At 67.4% G+C, this 20,696-nt stretch carries 15 protein-coding genes, 1 other RNA gene and 1 pseudogene; 13 read left to right on the top strand and 4 right to left on the bottom strand.

Annotated elements, in window-relative coordinates; translation table 11 throughout:
- Positions 1 to 35: 35 nt before the first annotated feature.
- The 6 genes and pseudogenes from pgsA to BCHO_RS09285 all read left to right on the top strand — a co-directional run.
- Positions 36 to 674 (top strand): annotated as a pseudogene (gene pgsA / locus BCHO_RS06600) (CDP-diacylglycerol--glycerol-3-phosphate 3-phosphatidyltransferase); the annotation flags it as partial.
- A gap of 259 nt (positions 675 to 933) precedes the next feature.
- Positions 934 to 1,524 carry a CinA family protein gene (locus BCHO_RS06595; protein ID WP_033491534.1) on the top strand — a complete coding sequence of 197 codons (591 nt, stop codon included), beginning with the start codon at positions 934 to 936 and terminating at the stop codon, positions 1,522 to 1,524.
- Positions 1,525 to 1,587: 63 nt separating this feature from the next.
- The gene (locus BCHO_RS06590; protein ID WP_024540537.1) at positions 1,588 to 2,103 is read left to right on the top strand and encodes a helix-turn-helix domain-containing protein; all 516 of its coding nucleotides are present in this window, start codon (positions 1,588 to 1,590) and stop codon (positions 2,101 to 2,103) included.
- 154 nt (positions 2,104 to 2,257) lie between these two features.
- Positions 2,258 to 2,497 (top strand): DUF3046 domain-containing protein, encoded by a 240-nt coding sequence (locus BCHO_RS06585; RefSeq protein WP_024540536.1) that lies wholly within the window; start codon positions 2,258 to 2,260, stop codon positions 2,495 to 2,497.
- Between the two features lie 298 nt (positions 2,498 to 2,795).
- On the top strand, positions 2,796 to 3,911 hold the full coding sequence (recA, locus tag BCHO_RS06580; RefSeq protein WP_162146633.1) for a recombinase RecA: 1,116 nt from the start codon (positions 2,796 to 2,798) through the stop codon (positions 3,909 to 3,911).
- Positions 3,911 to 4,924: a regulatory protein RecX gene (locus BCHO_RS09285; RefSeq protein ID WP_024540534.1), complete on the top strand. Its 1,014-nt coding sequence runs from the start codon at positions 3,911 to 3,913 to the stop codon at positions 4,922 to 4,924. Before recA ends, BCHO_RS09285 begins: the two co-directional genes overlap by 1 nt.
- Positions 4,925 to 4,932: 8 nt before the next feature.
- On the opposite strand, the gene rnpB is transcribed toward BCHO_RS09285, so the two are convergent.
- Positions 4,933 to 5,306, bottom strand: an RNA gene (rnpB, locus tag BCHO_RS08855) — RNase P RNA component class A.
- 193 nt (positions 5,307 to 5,499) lie between these two features.
- On the opposite strand from rnpB, the gene hpf reads away from it, so the two are divergent.
- The 3 genes from hpf to trpD all read left to right on the top strand — a co-directional run bounded on the left by hpf (position 5,500) and on the right by trpD (position 10,627).
- Complete coding sequence (gene hpf, locus BCHO_RS06570) at positions 5,500 to 6,186, top strand: ribosome hibernation-promoting factor, HPF/YfiA family (protein WP_024540533.1); 687 nt, start codon at positions 5,500 to 5,502, stop codon at positions 6,184 to 6,186.
- Between the two features lie 260 nt (positions 6,187 to 6,446).
- Positions 6,447 to 9,380, top strand: coding sequence for a preprotein translocase subunit SecA (gene secA, locus BCHO_RS06565; RefSeq protein ID WP_024540532.1), 2,934 nt, complete (start codon positions 6,447 to 6,449; stop codon positions 9,378 to 9,380).
- Between the two features lie 197 nt (positions 9,381 to 9,577).
- Entirely contained in the window at positions 9,578 to 10,627 is a 1,050-nt protein-coding gene (gene trpD / locus BCHO_RS06560) for an anthranilate phosphoribosyltransferase (RefSeq protein ID WP_024540531.1), read from the top strand.
- Positions 10,628 to 10,657: 30 nt separating this feature from the next.
- Here trpD and BCHO_RS06555 read toward each other — a convergent pair whose 3' ends face one another.
- Entirely contained in the window at positions 10,658 to 11,188 is a 531-nt protein-coding gene (locus BCHO_RS06555) for a hypothetical protein (protein WP_024540530.1), read from the bottom strand.
- Positions 11,189 to 11,236: 48 nt separating this feature from the next.
- On the opposite strand from BCHO_RS06555, the gene BCHO_RS06550 reads away from it, so the two are divergent.
- Positions 11,237 to 11,962 carry a lysophospholipid acyltransferase family protein gene (locus BCHO_RS06550; RefSeq protein ID WP_024540529.1) on the top strand — a complete coding sequence of 242 codons (726 nt, stop codon included), beginning with the start codon at positions 11,237 to 11,239 and terminating at the stop codon, positions 11,960 to 11,962.
- A gap of 149 nt (positions 11,963 to 12,111) precedes the next feature.
- Here the strand turns inward: BCHO_RS06550 and BCHO_RS06545 are convergent, their stop codons facing one another.
- Both BCHO_RS06545 and BCHO_RS06540 read right to left on the bottom strand, forming a co-directional pair.
- Positions 12,112 to 14,250 (bottom strand): Stk1 family PASTA domain-containing Ser/Thr kinase, encoded by a 2,139-nt coding sequence (locus tag BCHO_RS06545; RefSeq protein WP_024540528.1) that lies wholly within the window; start codon positions 14,248 to 14,250, stop codon positions 12,112 to 12,114.
- A gap of 84 nt (positions 14,251 to 14,334) precedes the next feature.
- Positions 14,335 to 15,423: a polyprenyl synthetase family protein gene (locus BCHO_RS06540; protein WP_024540527.1), complete on the bottom strand. Its 1,089-nt coding sequence runs from the start codon at positions 15,421 to 15,423 to the stop codon at positions 14,335 to 14,337.
- A gap of 268 nt (positions 15,424 to 15,691) precedes the next feature.
- Here BCHO_RS06540 and BCHO_RS08850 point away from each other — a divergent pair, with 268 nt between their 5' ends.
- The 3 genes from BCHO_RS08850 (at position 15,692) to BCHO_RS06525 (ending at position 20,668) form a co-directional block, all read left to right on the top strand.
- On the top strand, positions 15,692 to 16,582 hold the full coding sequence (locus tag BCHO_RS08850; RefSeq protein ID WP_152595908.1) for a hypothetical protein: 891 nt from the start codon (positions 15,692 to 15,694) through the stop codon (positions 16,580 to 16,582).
- A 166-nt stretch (positions 16,583 to 16,748) separates the two neighbouring features.
- Positions 16,749 to 18,212: an RNA polymerase sigma factor gene (locus tag BCHO_RS06530; RefSeq protein ID WP_024540525.1), complete on the top strand. Its 1,464-nt coding sequence runs from the start codon at positions 16,749 to 16,751 to the stop codon at positions 18,210 to 18,212.
- 125 nt (positions 18,213 to 18,337) lie between these two features.
- Positions 18,338 to 20,668, top strand: a complete 2,331-nt coding sequence (locus BCHO_RS06525; RefSeq protein WP_024540524.1) for a DNA gyrase/topoisomerase IV subunit B — start codon at positions 18,338 to 18,340, stop codon at positions 20,666 to 20,668.
- Positions 20,669 to 20,696: the final 28 nt, after the last annotated feature.

Raw genomic sequence — 20,696 nt, 5'->3', positions numbered from 1 at the left:
CGCCCTGTCATACGGCGTGGGGTAGTCTGAACGGCATGGAACAGCGAAGCAAACGTTCATCATGGTGGGACGGATGGAACGCCCCGCCCAATCTCGTCACCTTCTCCCGCATCATCCTCGTCGTCGTCTTCCTCGGCCTGTACATCGGCGCCGGGCAGTGGGGCTCGCGCAGCATGGGCATGCGCTGGGCGGCGGCGATCATCTTCGCCGTCGCGGCGTCGACCGACAAGATCGACGGCTGGATGGCGCGCAAGTACAATCAGGTGACCGAGCTGGGCAAGCTGCTCGATCCGATCGCGGACAAGCTGCTCACGCTCGGCACGCTCATCGTGGCCGCGAGCCTCAACGAGTTCGGCATCGCATGGCTCGGCTGGGTCGTCACGGCGCTGTTCGTCGTGCGCGAGGTCGGCATCACGGTGATGCGCTTCCTCGTCATCGACCACGGCGGCGCCGTCATCGCCGCGTCCCAGCTTGGCAAGTACAAGACCTTCACGCAGTGCCTGGGTCTGGGGCTGCTGCTCATCCCGGTGTGGTCCTTCGCTCCTGCCGGCGCACATCCGGCGTGGCTGACCGTCTACTTCGTCATCGCCTACACGCTCATCTACGTCTCGTTGATCCTGTGCCTGTATTCGGGCTGGCAGTACGTCAACGGCGTGCTCAAGGCGTCGAAGGACTCCGGCGCGCACGTCAAGGACGCACAGGGCGGCGCCGACGCGGTCGCGGCCAAGCCCGATGCGGACAATGCCGCGGCCACGCAGGACCGTCCCGGCGACGACGCCGCGCCGTCCAAGGGCTGAGCGGGGCTCCGCGGCGGCGTCTGCCTGCGGGCGGGCGGCGCCGGTGACGACATGCCGCCCGGTGGTCTTCATGGGTGCGCGCTCCTAGTATGGAGCGCGCACACGCATATGCAGGCACAACGGAAGGTGGATGGTCATGGCACAGTTCGCGGGCGAAGGCGCCGATCCGCGCCTGATCGAGGACATGGGGCAGCTGCGTCGCTACTGCGACGTGCAGGCAGCGGCGATCCTGGAGTGGTGCGCCGAACGTGGCGTGAGGATCGCATGCGCCGAATCGCTCACCGGCGGCCTGCTCGCCGATGCCTTCGTCCGGATCCCCGGAGCCTCCCGGGTGTTCCTCGGATCGGCCGTGACCTATGACATCCATGCGAAGGCGAAGGTGCTCGGCGTCGACGCCGAGCTGCTGCGCACGCACGGCGCCGTCGACCCCGAGGTGGCCCGACAGATGGCGGCGCGGACGGCGCAACTGTTCAGCCAACCGGAATATCGCTCCGGGATTATCGGACTGTCGACGACCGGCGTCGCCGGTCCCGGTCCAGATGGCGGAAAACCGGCCGGACTAGTGTACTTCGGCGTGTCGCTTCCGCAAAACGAGTTTTTCCACACAGGGTCTTCACGTTATGCAAAGGCGTTGAATTTGCAAGGTTCCAGAGACGTTATTAGACAGCGGACCGTGGGTTGTGTTCTGGGAAACCTGAGACAATTCACAGGTTCTTCACAGGATTGATTCCCGATACTGGAGAAGAAGAACACTGTCGATAAGGAAAGGAGTGTAATCGCCATGAACAATATGGATATGATGACTTTCACCGAAGGACAGACCGAGGTCAAGAAGGTTGAGGTCCCCACTCCATCGCGTAACGGAACGGCGCGTATGCGCGAACTGACGCCGGCCCAGCGCCGCGCTGTCATGTTCGCGCAGCAGCAGGTGCTTTGTGCGCGCGCGGCCAAGAAGGCCAAGGACGAGCGTCAGGCGGCGCTCGTGCGCATGTGGCAGGAGGAGGACGCCGAGACCGCCAAGCCCCGCACCGTCATCCGCAAGCGCGAGACGATGGGTGAGGTCAAGGAGGTCTCGCTGCGCGAGGCCATCGGCCATGTGCTGCGCGACCTGCGTACGCACGACCATAAGACGCTGCGCGAGGTCAGCGAGAAGGCCGGCGTCTCCCTCGGCTATCTCTCCGAAGTCGAGCGCGGACAGAAGGAGGCCAGCTCCGAACTGCTTGCGTCGATCTCCGAATCGCTCGGCCTGAGCACTTCGCAGATGCTGCGTATGGTCGCCGACTACCTCGACTCCGTGGACGCCTGAACGGCGGGCCGGCGTGCCGCGCCGCACCTGACCGCCGCCCGCATTTGAACATGGATGGGGACACCCCGTGAGGGGTGTCCCCATCCATGTTTGCACAAGTCCGTCCGGTTCCGGGTCTTTTGCACGCGCCGCGGACGGTGTACAGTGGCGCGGTATGCGTGAACGAGAATTCTGGGAACTGCTTGAGGAAGTGTTCGGCAGAAGCTACGGGCGTGCGCTCGCCCATGATCAGCGCCTGACGAAACTCGGCGGCAGGACCGTCGTCGAGGCGCTCGACGACGGCGAGGAGCCGCGCGTCGTATGGAACGTGCTGTGCGATCAGATGGACGTCCCCGATGCGCGGCGCTGGGGCAAGGACCATGTCGCACCGCCGCTGCCGGTCGACTTCCGCTGACGGCGCCGGCGCGGCGATGCCGGAGGCGACACGCCGACGACATTCGAACAAATGTTCGCATCTTCGGGTATGATGGTGTCTCGGCACAACCGACACGGCTGTGCGGCGCTCGGCGAAATGTGGATGACGGCATCGTCCGTACACATGCCCCGTCACGCTGGACGGACGCCGCGCGGCGCGCATACCGTGGAGGGTGCCCGGGCGGTCCCGGCCGCGTGGGGCCCGTGGCATCGTAAGACAAAGGAGGGCTGCAATGGCAGCAGCGAAGGCGGAGAAAGCCAAGGAGTCCGACAAGGACATGAGCTTCGGGCCGAATGTGGACCCGCGGCGTCAGGAGGCGCTCAGGAACGCGCTCAAGCAGGTGGAGAAGAGCTTCGGCAAGGGATCGGCGATGCGTCTGGGCGACAAGCCGGTGCAGGACGTCGAGGTCATCCCGACCGGCTCGCTCGCGCTCGACATGGCGCTCGGCATCGGCGGTCTGCCGCGTGGCCGCATCGTCGAGATCTACGGACCCGAATCGTCGGGCAAGACGACGCTCGCGCTCCACGTCGTCGCGAACGCGCAGAAGAACGGCGGCGTCGCGGCGTTCATCGACGCCGAGCACGCGCTCGACCCGGTCTACGCGCGCAATCTGGGCGTCGACACCGATTCGCTCATCGTCTCGCAGCCGGACAACGGCGAGCAGGCGCTGGAGATCGCGGACATGCTCATCCGCTCCGGTGCGCTCGACGTCATTGTCATCGACTCGGTCGCGGCGCTCGTGCCGAAGGCCGAGATCGAAGGCGACATGGGCGACAGCCACGTCGGCCTGCAGGCGCGCCTGATGAGCCAGGCGCTGCGCAAGATGACCGGCGCGCTCGCGCAGGCGAACACGACGGCGATCTTCATCAACCAGCTGCGCGAGAAGATCGGCGTCTTCTTCGGCAGTCCGGAGACGACGACCGGCGGCAAGGCGCTCAAGTTCTACGCGTCGGTGCGCATGGACATCCGCCGCATCCAGACGCTCAAGAACGGCGACGAGGCGGTCGGCAACCGCACGAAGGTCAAGGTCGTCAAGAACAAGATGGCGCCGCCCTTCAAGTCGGCCGAGTTCGACGTGCTCTACGGCGAGGGCATCTCGCGCGAGGGCTCGGTGCTCGACATGGCGCTGCAGACCGACATCGTCAAGAAGTCCGGCTCGTGGTTCACCTACGAGGGCGAACAGCTCGGCCAGGGACGCGAGAACGTGCGCCGCTTCCTCAAGGACAATCCGCAGATCGTCGACGAGATCGAGAACAAGGTCAAAATCGCCTACGGCCTCATCGACGCGCCCGAGGACACCTTCGCGCAGGGTGAGGAGGTCGAGTCGACGATCGAGTCCGAGGACATCGCCGCGACCGAGGCCGGCGGCGAGACGGCGAAGAAGAACGGCTGATGATCTCCGTCGAGGAGTTCCTCGCGGCGCATCCGGTGCCGGCGGCGCCGCGGGACGATGCCGCCGCGCGCAGGCCTGCGGGAAACGGCTGTGGCGCCGGCGGTCCCGCGTCGGCCGCGGACGAGTCCGCTCCGGTTGCTTCCGGCGCCGATCGGCGGTCCGTGGACGTCGCCGACGGCGTCGTCGGCGACGATGAGTCCGGATTCTCCGATGACGACGCCGACCGCGCCGCCGCGCAGGCGATCGCCGACGGCGGCACTGCGATGGACGTCGACGTCGACGCGGATATGGGGGCATCCGCGGATCCGCCGCGCCCCGTATCGCGTTTCGGCGGCACCTTCGGCGCGTCGCGGGACGACGACGTCGTCCGTTACGCGCGTGGCGGACGGCGTGCGCGCGATGGGCGACGGGGCCGCGGGGAGCGACGCGGAGGATATGGAAAGGACGGCGCCGGCGCAGGCCTTGGCGGCCGGCGGCGCTCGTCGGGCGGCTTCGCCTATACGCCGACGGACGATCCGCACGACGAGGAACGGTGCAAGGAGGCGGCGCTGCGGCTGCTCGACGCCGCCGCGCGTTCGACGGGCGCATTGCGCGCCAAGCTCGCCGAACGCGGCTACGCCGACGACGTCATCGGCAGGGTCGTCGAGCGTCTGACCGAGCTGCGGCTGCTCGACGACGAGGAGTACGCGCGCTCGGTCGCGCGCTCCTGCGTGAACCGGATGATGGGGATGCGCGGCGCCGTAATGGAGATGACGCGCAAGGGCGTCGACCGTGCGTTGGCGACGCGCGTCGCCGCAGAGGCGGCCGACGACGGCGTCTTCGTCGACGCGGCGTGGGCGCTCGGACGCTCCGTCGCCGCACGCACGCGCGGTAAGGATCCGCAGACCGCACACCGGCGCTTCTGGAGCGCGGGCGGGCGCAAGGGGCATGACCCGCAGACGCTGCGCGAGGTCAGCGAGGCATTGTTCGCCATGCGGGGATCCGATATGTCGACCGACGACGAACGTGAATGATGGGGCGAAGGGTGAGACCTCTTATACCCCGGGTTCTGTCGTGGCGCGGCGTCCCGGGACGTCGCGCCACGGATGGCCATCCATCTCGACCTGACGTCGCCGTCAGGCTCTAGCAGCCTACCCGAAGACATTGGGCGAGCAGCCCTCAAGCGTCTTCTGCTTGGCCTTGCTCCCGATGAGGCTTGCCATGCGGCCGACTGTTGCCAGCGGCCCGGTGGTCTCTTACACCGCCGTTTCACCCTTACCCGTCCCGAGGGACGGGCGGTCTGTTCTCTGCTGCGCTATCTCTCAGGTCGCCCTGGGCGGACGTTATCCGCCATCGTGCTCTGCGGAGCCCGGAAGTTCCTCAACCATTGCTGGTCGCGGCCATCAAGAGGTCTCAAAGGCAGTATTCTAACACGATGCGCGACATCGCCGCCAACCGTGGGCATCGTCGTATCGAAAAAAGTTAAACCATCGGCTTTACCGCATTTTCCCGCATGTCGTCGGTTACAATGAGTGGTATCCGGACGGCGGCACCGTCGTCTCGGTCCGTATATAGCGGCATGGCGCCGCTTGAGTCTAGGGAGGTCCACATGGATATCGTGATTACCGGCCGTCACATTCAGATCAAGCAGAAGTTCCGTGACGTCGTCGAAAGCAAGATGAATCGTGTGACCGCAATCGCCCCCGATGCGCAGCGCGTCCAGGTCGTGCTGTCGCATGAGGGCAATCCGCGCCTGCATGACACGGCGATGCGCGTCGAGCTCACCGTCATCGCCGGCTCGACTGTCATCCGCGCCGAGGCGTCGAGCCTCGACGAGATCAGCGCGCTCGATCTGGCGCTCGACAAGCTGACGCTGCGTCTGCGCCGTGCGCGTGACCGCCGCAAGGATCACCGCAAGAACTACACGCCGGTCCCGGTCGACGCGGGCGAGTTCGTCCCGCCGTCCGAGGAGGAAGAGGACATCATGGGCGCCGCCGCCGACGCCAACAGCCCGGCCGCCGCGGTCGCCTCCGACCTCGGCCCCGGCGAGTCCATCGAGGTGCACGTCGGCGACACGCCGATCGTCATCCGCCGCAAGCTCCACGTCGCCGAGCCGATGAGCATCGACGAGGCGCTCTACGAGATGGAGCTCATCGGACACGACTTCTTCCTGTTCGTCAACAAGGACACGATGCGTCCGTCGGTCGTCTACCACCGCCACGGCTGGAGCTACGGCGTCTTCGAGATCGACACCCCGGAGAACATCAAGAAGGCCGAGGAGGCCAAGAAGGCCTGAACCGAGGCCGGCGCCGCCGATCTGAAGGGGTCGCGGCGCGAAACGGACGATCGGAGCCGACTCCCGAGGAGGGGAGCTGGCTCCGATTCGTTTTTTCCGGATCCGCATCCGCGAGGCAGGGGGTGGACGGTCGGGTCGGTTGTGGACGTCTTGTGACGGAACATGAGAAACTTACGTAAACAGGTCGGAAAACGTGCGGAAAAATCCGTGCGCTCGCTATCGTTGATGATGTTAGCGACCATCTCACAAAGGGAGTGACATTGGTAGACATCGTAGACAAGGCCCTCCGCATGGGCGAAGGCCGTCAGATCAAGCGCCTGGAGAACGTGGCCAAGGAGGTCAACGCGCTCGAGGACCAGATCTCGGCGCTCAGCGACGAGGAGCTCAAGGGCCAGACCGCCAAGTTCAAGCAGAAGCTCGACAACGGCGCGACGCTCGACGACATCATGGCCGAGGCCTTCGCCACCGTGCGCGAGGTCTCGAAGCGCACGCTCGGCCAGCGCCACTTCGACGTCCAGCTCATGGGCGGTGCGGCGCTGCACTGGGGCAACATCGCCGAAATGAAGACCGGTGAAGGCAAGACGCTCGTTGCGACGCTGCCGAGCTACCTCAACGCGCTCGAAGGCAAGGGCGTGCACGTCATCACCGTCAACGACTACCTCGCCAGCTACCAGAGCGAGCTCATGGGCCGCATCTACCGCTTCCTCGGCATGAGCGTCGGCTGCATCGTCACCGGACAGAAGCCGCCGGAGCGCCGTAAGCAGTACAACGCGGACATCACCTACGGCACGAACAACGAGTTCGGCTTCGACTACCTGCGCGACAACATGGCGTGGGAGAAGAACGAGCTCGTGCAGCGCGGCCACCACTACGCGATCGTCGACGAGGTCGACTCGATCCTCATCGACGAGGCCCGTACGCCGCTGATCATCTCCGGGCCGGCCGAGGGCGACGTGACGCGCTGGTACCGCCAGTTCGCCAAGCTCGTGCTCAAGCTCGTGCGCGACGAGGACTACGAGGTCGACGAGAAGAAGAAGACCGTCGGCATCCTCGACCCAGGCATCACGAAGATCGAGGACTACCTCGGCATCGACAATCTGTACGAGCCGAGCAACACGGCGCTCATCGGTTACCTCAACAACGCGATCAAGGCCAAGGAGCTGTTCCTGCGCGACCGCGACTACGTCGTCACCGGCGGCGAGGTGCTCATCGTCGACGAGCACACCGGCCGCATCCTGCCGGGGCGCCGCTACAACGAGGGTCTGCACCAGGCGATCGAGGCGAAGGAGAACGTCGAGGTCAAGGCCGAGAACCAGACCTTCGCGACGATCACGCTGCAGAACTACTTCCGCATGTACGACAAGCTCGCCGGCATGACCGGCACCGCCGAGACCGAGGCCGCCGAGTTCATGGGCACCTACAAGCTCGGCGTGCTGCCGATCCCGACGAACCGCCCGATGATCCGCAAGGACAAGGACGACCTGATCTTCCGCACGAAGAAGGAGAAGCTCCAGGCGATCATCAAGGACGTCGCCGCCCGCTACAAGAAGGGCCAGCCGGTCCTGCTCGGCACCGCGTCCGTCGAGGCCTCCGAGGTCGTCTCCTCGCTGCTCGACGTCGCCGGCATCCCGCACAAGGTCCTCAACGCGAAGCAGCACGAGAAGGAGGCGGCCGTCGTCGCCGTCGCCGGCCGCAAGGGCGCCGTGACCGTCGCGACGAACATGGCGGGCCGAGGCACCGACATCATGCTCGGCGGCAACGTCGAGTTCCTCGCCGACGCCAAGCTCAAGGAGGAGGGCTACTCGCCGGAGGACACGCCGGAGGAGTACGAGAAGCTGTGGCCCGAGACCCTCAAGCAGATCAAGGAGCAGGTCAAGGACGAGCATGAGGAGGTCGTCGAGCTCGGCGGCCTGTACGTGCTCGGCACCGAGCGCCACGAGTCGCGCCGCATCGACAACCAGCTGCGCGGCCGTTCCGGCCGTCAGGGCGATCCGGGCGAGTCCCGCTTCTACCTGAGCCTCGAGGACGACCTGATGCGCCTGTTCAACACGCAGCTCGTCGCGCGCGTCATGGCCAAGGGCATGCCGGAGGGCGAGCCGATCGAGTCGAAGGCCGTCTCCAAGGGCGTGCGCAACGCGCAGAAGGCCGTCGAGTCGCGCAACTTCGAGATCCGCAAGAACGTCCTCAAGTACGACGACGTGATGAACAAGCAGCGCACCGTCATCTACTCCGAGCGTCAGGCGGTGCTCAAGGGCGAGGACATCCACGAGGACATCGAGCGCTTTATCCGTGACACGGTCGCCAGCTACGTGACCGGCGCCAAGCGCGGCTCCGACAAGCCGAAGGACTGGGACTGGGACGGCATGTTCAAGGCCGTGCGCGGGCTCTTCCCGACGACCGTGACCGAGGACGAGGCCAAGCAGGCCGCTGAGGGCCTCAAGGGCGCGAAGGCCGTCGACGCCGTCGTCGACCTCTTCGTCAAGGACGCGCAGGAGCAGTACGCGAAGTACGAGGACAGGCTCGGCAGCGAGGGCCTGCGCACGCTCGAACGCCGCGTCGTGCTCGCCGTGCTCGACCGCAAGTGGCGCGAGCACCTCTACGAGATGGACTACCTCAAGGACGGCATCGGCCTGCGCGGCATGGGCCAGCGCGATCCGCTCGTCGAGTACCAGCGCGAAGGCTACCAGATGTACAACTCGATGATCGAGGCGATCAAGGAGGAGAGCATCCAGCTGCTGTTCCATGTGGACATCGACTCAGTCGCGCAGACGCAGGACCATGAGGACATGGCCCAGGACGTCACCGACGACCAGGTCGTCGACGAGGCCGAGGTCGCGCTCGGCGAGGGCGCCGACGTCGACGAACGCGACTCGGACGAGGTGCGCATCGTCGAACCGGAGGAGCCGTCGCGCTACGACGACACGGCCGACGAGACCGCCGTCGCGCTCGGCGACGCCGTCAAGAAGGAGGTCGACGAGGTCTACGACGAGACGCACGGCATCGTCGGCCCGGCCCCGATCTCGCATGCCGAAGGCAAGGTCCCGGCGGACAAGCGCCCGAAGAACGAGGAGCTCAAGACGCCGTGGGCGGACGGCCGCACGTTCCCGGGCACGCCGAAGAACGCGCAGTGCCCGTGCGGTTCGGGTCGCAAGTACAAGCTGTGCCACGGCCAGAACGAGCGCAAGGAGCAGTGAGCTGAACATGTCCGGTCGCTGACCGGTTCATGACACGAAAGGGGCGCCCCGGCCATCATGGCCGCGGCGCCCCTTTCGTCGTTCGCACCGCCCCGCCGCCGGCGCGCGGATGACCATGATGCGGGAATCGAAACAGGTTCGTTGCACGGCCTTCCTAGACTGGGCGGTGCATTGTACGATATCGATGAGGAGAGGTCATGGCCGACATAACCTGGAAAACGATCCTGACGAAGCTCGTGAACGGCGGGCATCTGAGCGCCGAGGAATCCGAATGGTTCGTCGACGACCTCATGCAGGGCAACGCGCAGCCGGCGGCCGTCGGCGCCGTGCTCGCGACGCAGCAGCAGCTGGGGCTGACGGCCGACGAGGTCGCCGGCGCGGCGAAGGCGATGGTGGCGCACGCCGTCCCTCTCGACGTGGACCGCGAATGCACCGACATCGTCGGCACCGGCGGCGACGGCGCGCACACCGTCAACCTGTCGACGATGGGCGCCGTCATCGCGGCGGCCGCCGGCGTCATGATCGTCAAGCACGGCAACCGCGCGGCAAGCTCGAAGTGCGGCGCCGCCGACTGCCTCGAAGCGCTCGGGCTGCCGCTCGACCTGAGCCCGCAGGCCGTCGCCGAGATCGCCGATGAGGTGGGCATCACCTTCGCGTTCGCGAAGACCTTCCATCCGGCGATGCGCTTCGTCGGACCGGTGCGCGCCGCGCTCGGCGTGCCCTGCGTCTTCAACGTGCTCGGCCCGCTGACGAACCCGGCGCATCCGAAGCATATGGCGATCGGCTGCGCGAACCGGGCGATGAGCCCGATCATGGCCGCCGTCTACGCGGCGAACGGCCAGAGCGGCATGGTGTACACGTCGAACGAGGGACTCGACGAGATGGCGCCGACCGGCCCGATCTCGGTCTGGGAGTTCAAGGACGGCGAGGTGAGCGAGACGACCTTCGACCCGGTCGAGGAGCTGGGGCTTGCGAAGATCACGATCGACGACCTGCGCGGCGGCGAGCCGGACTACAACGCGCAGGCGGCGCGCGACCTGTTCGCGGGCGAGGACGTGCCGTTCCGCACGACGGCGCTGCTCAACGCCGCGTCGGCGATCGTCGCCGACGGTTCGCTCGTCGACGCCGAGGCGACGCTCGCCGAACGCTTCCGCCAAGCCTACACGATCGCCGAACGCACCGTCGACGACGGCAAGGCGCAGGCGCTGCTCGACGAGTGGATCGCCGTCGCGAAGAGCAAGGCCTGAGTTTGTACGGTGCCCGCGCCGACTGCGACGTCAGACGCGGGCACCGTTGTCCGAATCGTCGTCGTGGATGACGTCGCGGCCCTCGTGCTGCGCGATGAGGCCACCGGCGCCGACGAGGACGCACAGCGCGGCGATGAGGCCGACGATGCCGACGATGTGCGGCAGGCAGGCGGCGACGATGATGCCGACGACGCCGATTGCGAGGATCGCCGCGCAGATGAGCTTCGAGACGCGGATGCCCTTGAGCGACGGGTTCGGCGCCGAGAAGCCCATGCCATGGTGGTCGAGGACGTCGTCGGTGTCGAGCCAGCTGCTCGTGTAGTCGCGCGGACCGTGGCCCGCGCCGGTGAACGCCTCGTCGGACAGGTCGTCGGCGGTGAGCATCGTCTTCTTCTCCTCGCGCCTGGCATGGCGGTCGAAGCGCTTCGCCGTGCGCGAGCGTTCGACGTCCTCGAGTTCGCCGGCGTGGTCGTTGAGGAAGGCCTCCCAGTCGTCATGGCCGGATGCATCGTCTGGACGGCGCGCGTCGCCGCCGTTGCTGCTATTGTTGAGGTCGGTCATGACCACTACTGTAGCAAGCGGAATGTGAAGCGCGTAAGGAGACTTCGGATGCTGTACTGGTTTTTCGTCAAGACGCTCGGCCCGATCGCGCGGCGGCGCTTCAATCCGACGGCCGAGGGGCTGGCGAACATCCCGCATGAGGGGGGCGCGATCATCGCCGCGAACCATCTGGCCGTCATCGACGACGCGCTGCTGCCGCTGACCTGCCCGCGCATGATCCACTTTATGGGCAAGGCCGAGTACTTCGAGGGCAAGGGCCTCAAGGGACGGTTCAAGAAATGGTGGTTCACGTCGGTCGGCGTCTTCCCGGTGGACCGCTCCGGAGGATCCAAGTCGCTCGGCGCGCTCGAGCATGCACGCGAGATCATCGAGGATGGCGAGCTGTTCGGCATCCACATTGAAGGCACGCGCAGCCCCGACGGCCGCCTGTACAAGGGGCACACCGGCGCCGCGCGCCTCGCACTCGAGACCGGCTGCCCGATTGTACCGACGGCGATCATCGGCTCACGCGACCTGCAGAAGCCCGGTCAGGTCATCCCCGGCAAGGGCAGCAGCAAGGTCATCTACGGCGAACCGATCGCCGTCGAGAAGACGCCGGCTGACCGGGTCACGCACGAGCGGCTGCGCGAGCTGACCGACGAGGTGACGCGTCGCATCGAGGCGATGAGCGGTCAGGAGTACGTGCCCGAATACGCGCAGGTCGTCAAGAAGCAGATGCAGCAGGAGCAGACGACGATCGACGAGGCCGCCGCGCAGAAAGCCGACCAGAAGTAGAAGCTGCGGGCAGAAGCAGAGCGTTCTGTGGCTTCCGACTGGAGGTCGCATATGGAGGGAGCCGGGCGGCCGATCATGGCCGCCCGGCTCCCTCCATATGCGCCGGCGGAGCGCTGATGGCGCTCGCCGGCGCACTCAGTTGACGGTACTCAGACGATGCGGATCGTCACCGTCGTCGGATCGCCGTCCTTCGTGCGCTTGGGCACGTCGGAGCCGGCCTTCGGATCCTGGCCCTGCACGCGGTGCAGCACGTCCACGCCGAGCGGCTTGTCGATCTTGACCTTGAGGCCGAGCGCCTCGAGCTCCTTACGCGCGTCCTCCGGCGACTTGCCGACGACGTCCGGCATCTTCACCGTCTCCGGCCCCTTCGAGACCGTCACCGTGACCGCATCGCCCCAGTGCAGCGTCGAACCGGCGTCCTGCGAGGTGTAGAGCACCTGACCGACGGGGATGCTGTCGCTGAACTCCTCCTCGAACGTGACCTCGAGCTTGTCCTCCTCGAGCGTCTTCTGCGCGTAGTCCTTCGTCTGGCCGATCAGGTCGGGCATCTGCACCGGCATCGGACCCCTCGACAATACGACGTCGACGGTCTCGTTGTGCGCGATCGTCGTGTCCGGCTCCGGCGTGATGCTGATGACCATGCCCTGCGGCACGTCGAGCGACCATTCGTCGGTGTCGTCCGAATGCTCGATGTGTTCGATGCCGGCGCGCTTGAGCGCGGCGAGCGGGTCGTCGGACGACTTGATGTCCTTGGGGATCGTCACCTGCTGGATGCCGAGCGAGACGACGACTTTGACCGTCTGCTCGTGACGTTTGCTCACATGCGCGTCGACGTAGGCCGGGTCGGTGGAGATGACGTCGCCCTCCGGCACGTCGTCGCTGTGGGCGCGGCTCACCTCGTAGTGGATGTCCGAGACATTGAGTGCGCTTTCATAGCTCTTCCAGTCGACGCCGGTGATCCTGCACGGCGCGTTCTGCTCGCATTCGAGCCCCTCCGGCTTCGGCATCGTGTTGTAGCTGCCGGGGCCCGCGTAGTACCACCATGCCCAGGTGCCGCCGGCGGCGAGTACGGCGACGATCGCGGCGACGATGCCGACGATGAGCCCGACATGGCTCTTGCGCTGCGGCTGCATCGCCGTCGGACTGTCGTCGCCGGCGAACGGCGCGGCGGAGGAGCCGGACATCGGTGGACGGCCGTCCGACGGCGTCTGCGGAGGTCGCGCAATCGTGCTCGTCGGGTCGTCGTTGCCGCGCGGCGCCGTGCCGCTCTGCATGCGCTCCATCGGCTGTGCGGGCGCGGGCCGTCCTGCGGCGTTCGGATCGTGCGCGATGTCCGTACTGTTCGCGGCATTCGCCGCGTTCGCCGCGACGGCCGACATCGCCGTCGTCGGCTGCGGCTGCGCCGACGGGTCGTAGCGGTAGCGCAGCGCCTCTGGAGGCAGCGTGCGCATGAGCTTCTGGAGCCGGTCGAGCGCGACCGACGCGTCGGCCGGACGGTCGGCCACGTCGCGGTTCGTCAGGCTCGAGATGAAGCGTGCGACGCGCGGGTCGATGCCGGCGCACACGGTCGCGATCGACGGCACGTTCTCGTTGACGTGTTTGAAGACCATCGTCACCGGGTTGTCGGTCTGGAACGGCACTCGTCCGGCGAGCATCTCCCAGGCCATGATGCCGACCGAATAGCAGTCGCCCTGCGGCAGCGCCTCGTTGTCGCTGATCATCTCCGGCGCGAGGTAGGCGGCCGTGCCCAGCAGCATGCCGGTCGACGAGAGCGTGGCCTGCGAGATCGCCTTCGCGAGGCCGAAGTCGGTGATTTGGACGCGTCCGCGGTTGTTGATCAGGATGTTCTCGGGCTTGATGTCGCGGTGCACGACGCGCGCCGCGTGCGCCGCCGCGAGGCCGCTGAGCGTCTCGGAGACGACGCGCAGCGTCTCGCGCACGCTGAACGTGCGCTTGTGCTGCATCTCGGCGCGCAGGTTGACGCCCTTGACGTATTCCATGACGAGGTAGTCGAGGCCGTCGTGCTCGCCGGAGTCGTAGACCTGCACGATGTAGGGGCTCGCGATCGAGGCCGCCGCGTTCGCCTCGCGGTGGAACCTCGCGATGAACTGCTCGCGGTACGGTCCCTGCGCGAGCTGCTGGTGCATGATCTTGATCGCGACGTCGCGGCCGAGCCTGACGTCCACCGCCTGGTAGACGGTGGCCATGCCGCCGTCCGCGATCTTGCGCACGATGCGGTAGCGACCGTCGACGAGCCTGTCCTTGGGCATATCCTGCGCTTCACTCATGCCTGATCCGTCGTTTCCCTTACCAGAAATGCTGTGCGGCCTGCATGGCCGATGACGAGGTCATTCTACATGGTGGTGTGCTGCTCACGTGCGCGCCGACTGAGGGATGAACCTCGCGCAGATCGCGGTCAGCCGCGCGCTGCGCCCGTCGTCGAGCCCCATCGCGCCGATCGCGTCGGTCGTGCGCGTCCACATCTCGCCGATGCGCGCGTAGGAGCGTTCGACCGCGCCGGTCGAGCGCATCAGCGCGGTGACGCGCTCGACGTCCGCCCGGCCGCGCCGGCGCTTCGCGTAGATGCGCGTGAGCTCGCGCGCATCCTTCGGCGATGCCGCGCGCAGCGCGTCGGACAGCAGCACCGTGCGCTTGCCCTCGCGGATGTCGCCGCCGACCGGCTTGCCGGTCTGCTTCGACGAGCCGATGACGTCGATGAGGTCGTCGGCGAGCTGGAAGGCCACGCCGAGCGGCCAGCCGATCGCCATCGCATGGCGCGTCGCGTCGTCGGAGCCCATCCCGGAGGCGAGGAACGCGAGCTCGAGCGGCGCGATCGTCGTGTAGCTCGCCGTCTTCCAGCGGAACACCTCGTAGGAGGCCTTGCCGAGTTTGTCCGGATCGCTCAGCGGCATGCGCTCGATCGCCAGGTCGAGCACCTGGCCGATCTCGACCTCGTGATGCATCGTGATGAACGCGCGGCGCAGGTCCCGCGACTGCGGGATGTCGAGACGCTGGCTCGCGTCGTCCATGATCGCCGTGCATGCGGTGGCGAGCAGGTCGCCGAGCATGACGCCCAGCCCCCTGCCGATCGCCTCGCTGTGCGTCGCCTGCGCGAGCGCGCGGTGCGCCGACGGCTTGCCGCGACGCAGGTCGGCGTCGTCGATGATGTCGTCGTGCACGAGCGCCGCCGTCTGGAACACCTCGATCGCGCAGGCGATGTCGAGCATCGCGCTGCGCCTCGCCTCGCCGGCGTCAGGCATGAGCAGGTCGTAGGCGCCGAGCGCGAGCAGCGCGCGCAGCCTCTTGCCGCCCTCGCTCGAGACGACGGCCTGGTCGATCGTGCGCTCGAGTGTGTCGTCGAGCTCCGGGGGGATGTCGGCCTGCCGGGCCAGTCCCGCGTATTCACGCACGAGCGCGCCGATTCGCGATTCGATCTGCTGCAAGTCTGTCGAGGAGCTCATAGCTGCCATTCATCCACAGTGTTGCGACAATCGCCGGCGCCCGACGCGGACGCGCCGGAGCGTGAGTCCGGCGCGCGACACCCACGTCGCGGCGGATTCCTCCGGCCGTGAATTGTGGACAACCGCACCGTCCGTACACATGCCCCCGTCCGGGTGGACACGGCGCCTGCGGGACGGCGAGAGTGGAGACACGTCCGGGCCGACGGGGATCCGGACGGCGCCGGGCGGACGTCCGGCGACAGGACAGGCATGACGAACGGAGGACATGATGAGCGAGGACACCAGGGACATCAGGACGGCCGCGGACATCGGGACGGCGGAGGACATCGGCGCCGCCGCGGACGTCGGGACGGCGGGATGCTGTGACGCCGCACAGAATGGCGATGCCGTGCGGGACATCGATGCCGCAGGGGGCGCCGATGCGGCGCCGGCGGCGTGCGGCGGACGGACGCGCGCCGCGGCGACGGAACAACGGGACGGGGACGGGGACGCGGACGTCTGCGCGCTGTTCGTCCCGGGCGAGGGATTCGAACCGGATGAGGAACGGATCGTCGACGAACGCGACGCCGCACGCTGCGAGGCGCTGCGCGAGCGCTACCGCGAGCGCTGCCGCGACCGCGGGCCCGACGAGGCGACCGGCGAGCGCTTCGCCGCCGTCTGCGCCGACTGGCTCGCATGGCTCGACGCCGACGACTTCGACCCCTTCGACTGCGAGGCGGACAAGCTGTGCGCGCTCGCCGTGACGATGACCGATTCGCTCGCCTCGCGCGACGCGCTCATCATGACGCTCGTGGGCCCCGAGGGCGCGCGCGACCCGGCGGATTTCATCGGCTTCGCCGTGCATCCGCACGCGCCCGGCAACGCCGCGCGCATGGAGCGCGAGCTCAATGCGGCGTTCGCGGCGCAGGAGGCGCCCGACGTCGAACGCATCCTGCGCGGCGTCGAGATATGCGAACGCGCCGCGCAGATCGTGCCGGACGGCTTCGCCGCGCATCCGCTCGCCGTCGCCGCCTACGGGATGTGGTGGATCGGCGACTCCCGCGCGCTCGAGACGGCGACGCAGGCGATCATGCTCGATGAGGGCATGCGTCTGGCGGGCATCATCCTGACGGCGCTGCTGCGCGGCGTCGCGCCGCAGTGGATCGGGAGCCGGCCGTGACGGGGGCGCCGCCCGCAGGGGCCGACCGGAGGGAGCGGGCCGGGAATAATCGTCTCCGAGGCATGGTTAACTCACTTAGTGCGCGACTTGCCTTTGCCGCAACTATGCCCTCGCGAAGGGAGGCGGCTCGGGCGTCGCATGATCATGAGCGAGCAGGAGGAACAGTTTGGCCACGAAGCGAACGGCGAACACCAAGGACAAGTCGGAAGACAAGGACACCTCCACCGTCGAAGGCGCCTCCGCGACGAAGGAGACGTCGGCCAAGCCGGCGAAGCGCACGCGCAAGAGCACGTCCGCCAAATCGGGCGCGCGCAAGGGCACGGCGAAGAAGAAGTCCGCGTCCGCGCAGGCCGAGGCCACGAAGCAGCCGCGCAAGAGCACGGCGAAGAAGAAGACCGCGAAGAAGGAGACGACCGGGCACGCCGCGCAGCCCGAGGACGACGAGGACGTGATGCTCGACGATGACGACGAGCAGATCGACGAGGACAGCCTCGACCTCGACGAGGACCTCGGCGACGTGGACGGCCAGGACGTGGACGCCGACGACGAGGACGACGAATCGGAACCGGAGCCCGAGGAGGACGACGAGGACGAGGAGGAGAAGAAGCCCGAGGAGCCCAAGGAGAAGGGCGCCTTCGTCGTGCGCGACGACGATGACGACGAGACGCTCGCGCCGACCGGCTCGAACCCGCGCCGCCGCGTCGTCACGACCGGCGCGACGGCCGACCCCGTCAAGGACTACCTCAAGCAGATCGGCCGCGTCTCGCTGCTCAACGCCGAACAGGAGGTCGACCTGTCCGAGCGCATCGAGGCGGGCCTGTATGCGCAGCACCTGCTCGACACCGAAGGCGACAAGCTCGACTTCAAGCGCAGGCGCGAGCTCAAATGGGCGGCCGCCGACGGCAAGAAGGCGAAGGACCATCTGCTCGAGGCGAACCTCAGGCTCGTCGTCTCGCTCGCGAAGCGCTACACGGGACGCGGCATGCTCTTCCTCGACCTCATCCAGGAAGGCAACCTCGGCCTGATCCGCGCCGTCGAGAAGTTCGACTGGAAGAAGGGCTTCAAGTTCTCCACCTACGCGACCTGGTGGATCCGTCAGGCGATCACGCGCGCGATGGCCGACCAGGCGCGCACGATCCGCGTGCCGGTGCACATGGTCGAGGTGATCAACAAGCTGTCGCGCGTCCAGCGCCAGATGCTGCAGGACCTCGGGCGCGAGCCCACGCCGGACGAGCTCGCACGCGAGCTCGACATGCCGGTCGAGAAGGTGCAGGAGGTGCAGAAGTACGGCCGCGAGCCGATCTCGCTGCACACGCCGCTCGGCGAGGACGGCGATTCGGAGTTCGGCGACCTCATCGAGGACACCGACGCGATCGCGCCGTCGGACGCCGTTGCCTTCTCGCTGCTGCAGGAGCAGTTCCGTCAGGTGCTCGAGACGCTCTCGCCGCGCGAGGCGGGCGTCATCAAGATGCGCTACGGACTCGAGGACGGTCAGCCGAAGACACTCGACGACATCGGCCGCGTCTACGGCGTGACGCGCGAGCGCATCCGCCAGATCGAGTCGAAGACGATGTCGAAGCTGCGTCACCCGTCGCGTTCGCAGACGCTGCGCGACTTCCTCGACCAGTGACCGACGCCCGGTGAACGACGCCCGGTGAACGGGCGCAGCACAAGAGCGCGGGCCGTGCGGCTGCGCGCTCTTTTGCGTGACAGACGCGCGGCCTGCACGGTCGCGGCAATCCAGGAAGGCGGAAGATGGCGAAGAAAGACTACGGCGCCGACTCGCTGACGGTCCTCGAGGGCCTCGACGCGGTGCGCAAGCGCCCCGGCATGTACATTGGCACGACCGACACCCAGGGCCTGATGCACTGCCTGTGGGAGATCATCGACAACGCCGTCGACGAGGCGCTCGCCGGCGCGTGCACGCACATCGTCGTCACGCTGCACAAGGACGGATCGGTCGAGGTCGCCGACAACGGACGCGGCATCCCGGTCGACGTCGAGCCGAAGACGAAGCTCACCGGCGTCGAGGTCGTGCTCACGAAGCTGCACGCCGGCGCGAAGTTCGGCAACGCCTCGTACAACGCGGCCGGCGGCCTGCACGGCGTCGGCTCGTCGGTCGTCAACGCGTTGAGCTCGAGGCTCGACGTCGAGGTCGACCGCAACGGCAACACGTACCACATGGCCTTTCACCAAGGGCATCCGGGCGTCTACACGGACGCCGACCCGGAGCATCCGTCGCCGGATTCGCCGTTCAGGAAGACGCGCAAGAACCGGCCGACCGAACTCGAGATCATCGGCCACGTCAAGCCGAAGACGACCGGCACGCGCATCCGCTACTGGGCCGACCCGGAGATCTTCAACGACACGGCGCGATTCGACTACGACCAGCTCATCGACCGCGTGCGCCAGACGAGCTTCCTCGTGCCGGGACTCAAGCTCGACGTCGTCGACGAGCGCATCGAGGCCACCGGCGACGAGCACGTCGACGAGCTCATCGAGAACGACATCGGCGCCGCGCAGGCCGCGGCCGCGGAGACCGCCGACGACGAGGACGCCGCGATCGTGCGCGCCTCGGCGGGCGACGACGCGATCGCGCGCACCGAGGCCGAGAACATGCAGCAGCAGGCCGAGGCCGGTGCCGCGACGACGCTCGAAGCCACGGTCTCGCCGCAGCCGGACGCGCCGACGCCCGGACACCGCAGACTCGAGGAGTTCTGCCACACCGGCGGCGTCGTCGACTTCGTCGACTTCCTGTCACAAGGCGAGCCGGTGTCGAACATCTGGAGGATCACCGGACAGGGCACCTACCACGAGGAGACGCAGGCCGTCGACGAGCACGGCGACCTGCATGCGCAGGACATCACGCGCGCATGCGACGTCGACATCGCGCTGCGCTGGGTCAACGGGTACGACACGACGATCCGCAGCTTCGTCAACGTCGTGGCGACGCCCGGCGGCGGCATGCACGTCGACGGCTTCCTCAACGCCGTCACCAGGCAGGTGCGCAAGGCCGTCGAGGACAACGCGCGCAAGCTCAAGGTGAACCTCAAGGACGCGAAGATGAAGGTCGAACGCGACGACATCCTCGCCGGACTCGTCGCCGTCGTCACCGTGCGCATCGCCGAGCCACAGTTCCAGGGGCAGACGAAGGACGTGCTCGGCACCGCGCAGGTCAAGCCGGTCGTCACGCGCATCGTCGACAGGCAGTTCGCCGAGATGATCACCGGATCCAAACGCGGCTACAAGGAGCAGTCGTCGCGTGTGCTCGAGAAGATCGTCGGCGAGATGCACGCGCGCATCCAGGCGCGCAAGACGAAGGAGGTCGCACGCCGCAAGACCGCGCTCGAATCGGCGAGCATGCCGCCGAAGCTCTCCGACTGCCAGCCGGGCAACGACGACGTCGCCGAACTGTTCATCGTCGAGGGCGACTCGGCGCTCGGCACGGCGAAGGCGGCGCGCAACTCGGCGTTCCAGGCGCTGCTGCCGATCCGCGGCAAGATCCTCAACGTGCAGAAGGCGTCGCTCGCGCAGATGCTGTCGAACAAGGAATGCGCGGCGATCATCCAGGTCGTCGGCGCCGGATCGGGCGCCTCCTTCGACCTGTCGCAGGCGCGCTACAACAAGGTCATCATGATGACCGACGCCGACGTCGACGGCGCGCACATCCGCACGCTGCTGCTGACGCTGTTCTACCGCTACATGCGCCCGCTCATCGAGGCCGGGCACGTGTACGCGGCCGTGCCGCCGCTGCACCGGATCGCGCTGACCGGGCCGCGCAAGGGCGAATACATCTACACGTACTCCGACGACGAGCTCGCCGGCAAACTCGAGCAGCTCGACCGCGACCACATCAGCTACGCCGACGACATCCAGCGCTACAAGGGCCTGGGCGAGATGGACGCGAACCAGCTCGCCGACACGACGATGGACCCGCGCACGCGCCTGCTACGCCGCATCCGAATGGAGGACGCCGAACGCGCCGCCGGCATCTTCAGCCTGCTCATGGGCGACGAGGTGCCGCCACGCAGGCAGTTCATCGTCGACAACGCGGACGACTTCGATCGTTCGAAGATCGACACCTGACCGACGCCCGTCCGGCGTGCGGCCGCCG

Source organism: Bifidobacterium choerinum (assembly GCF_000741135.1).
GTDB classification, from domain to species: Bacteria; Actinomycetota; Actinomycetes; order Actinomycetales; family Bifidobacteriaceae; genus Bifidobacterium; species Bifidobacterium choerinum.
This window is presented reverse-complemented; position numbering and strand designations above follow the sequence as displayed.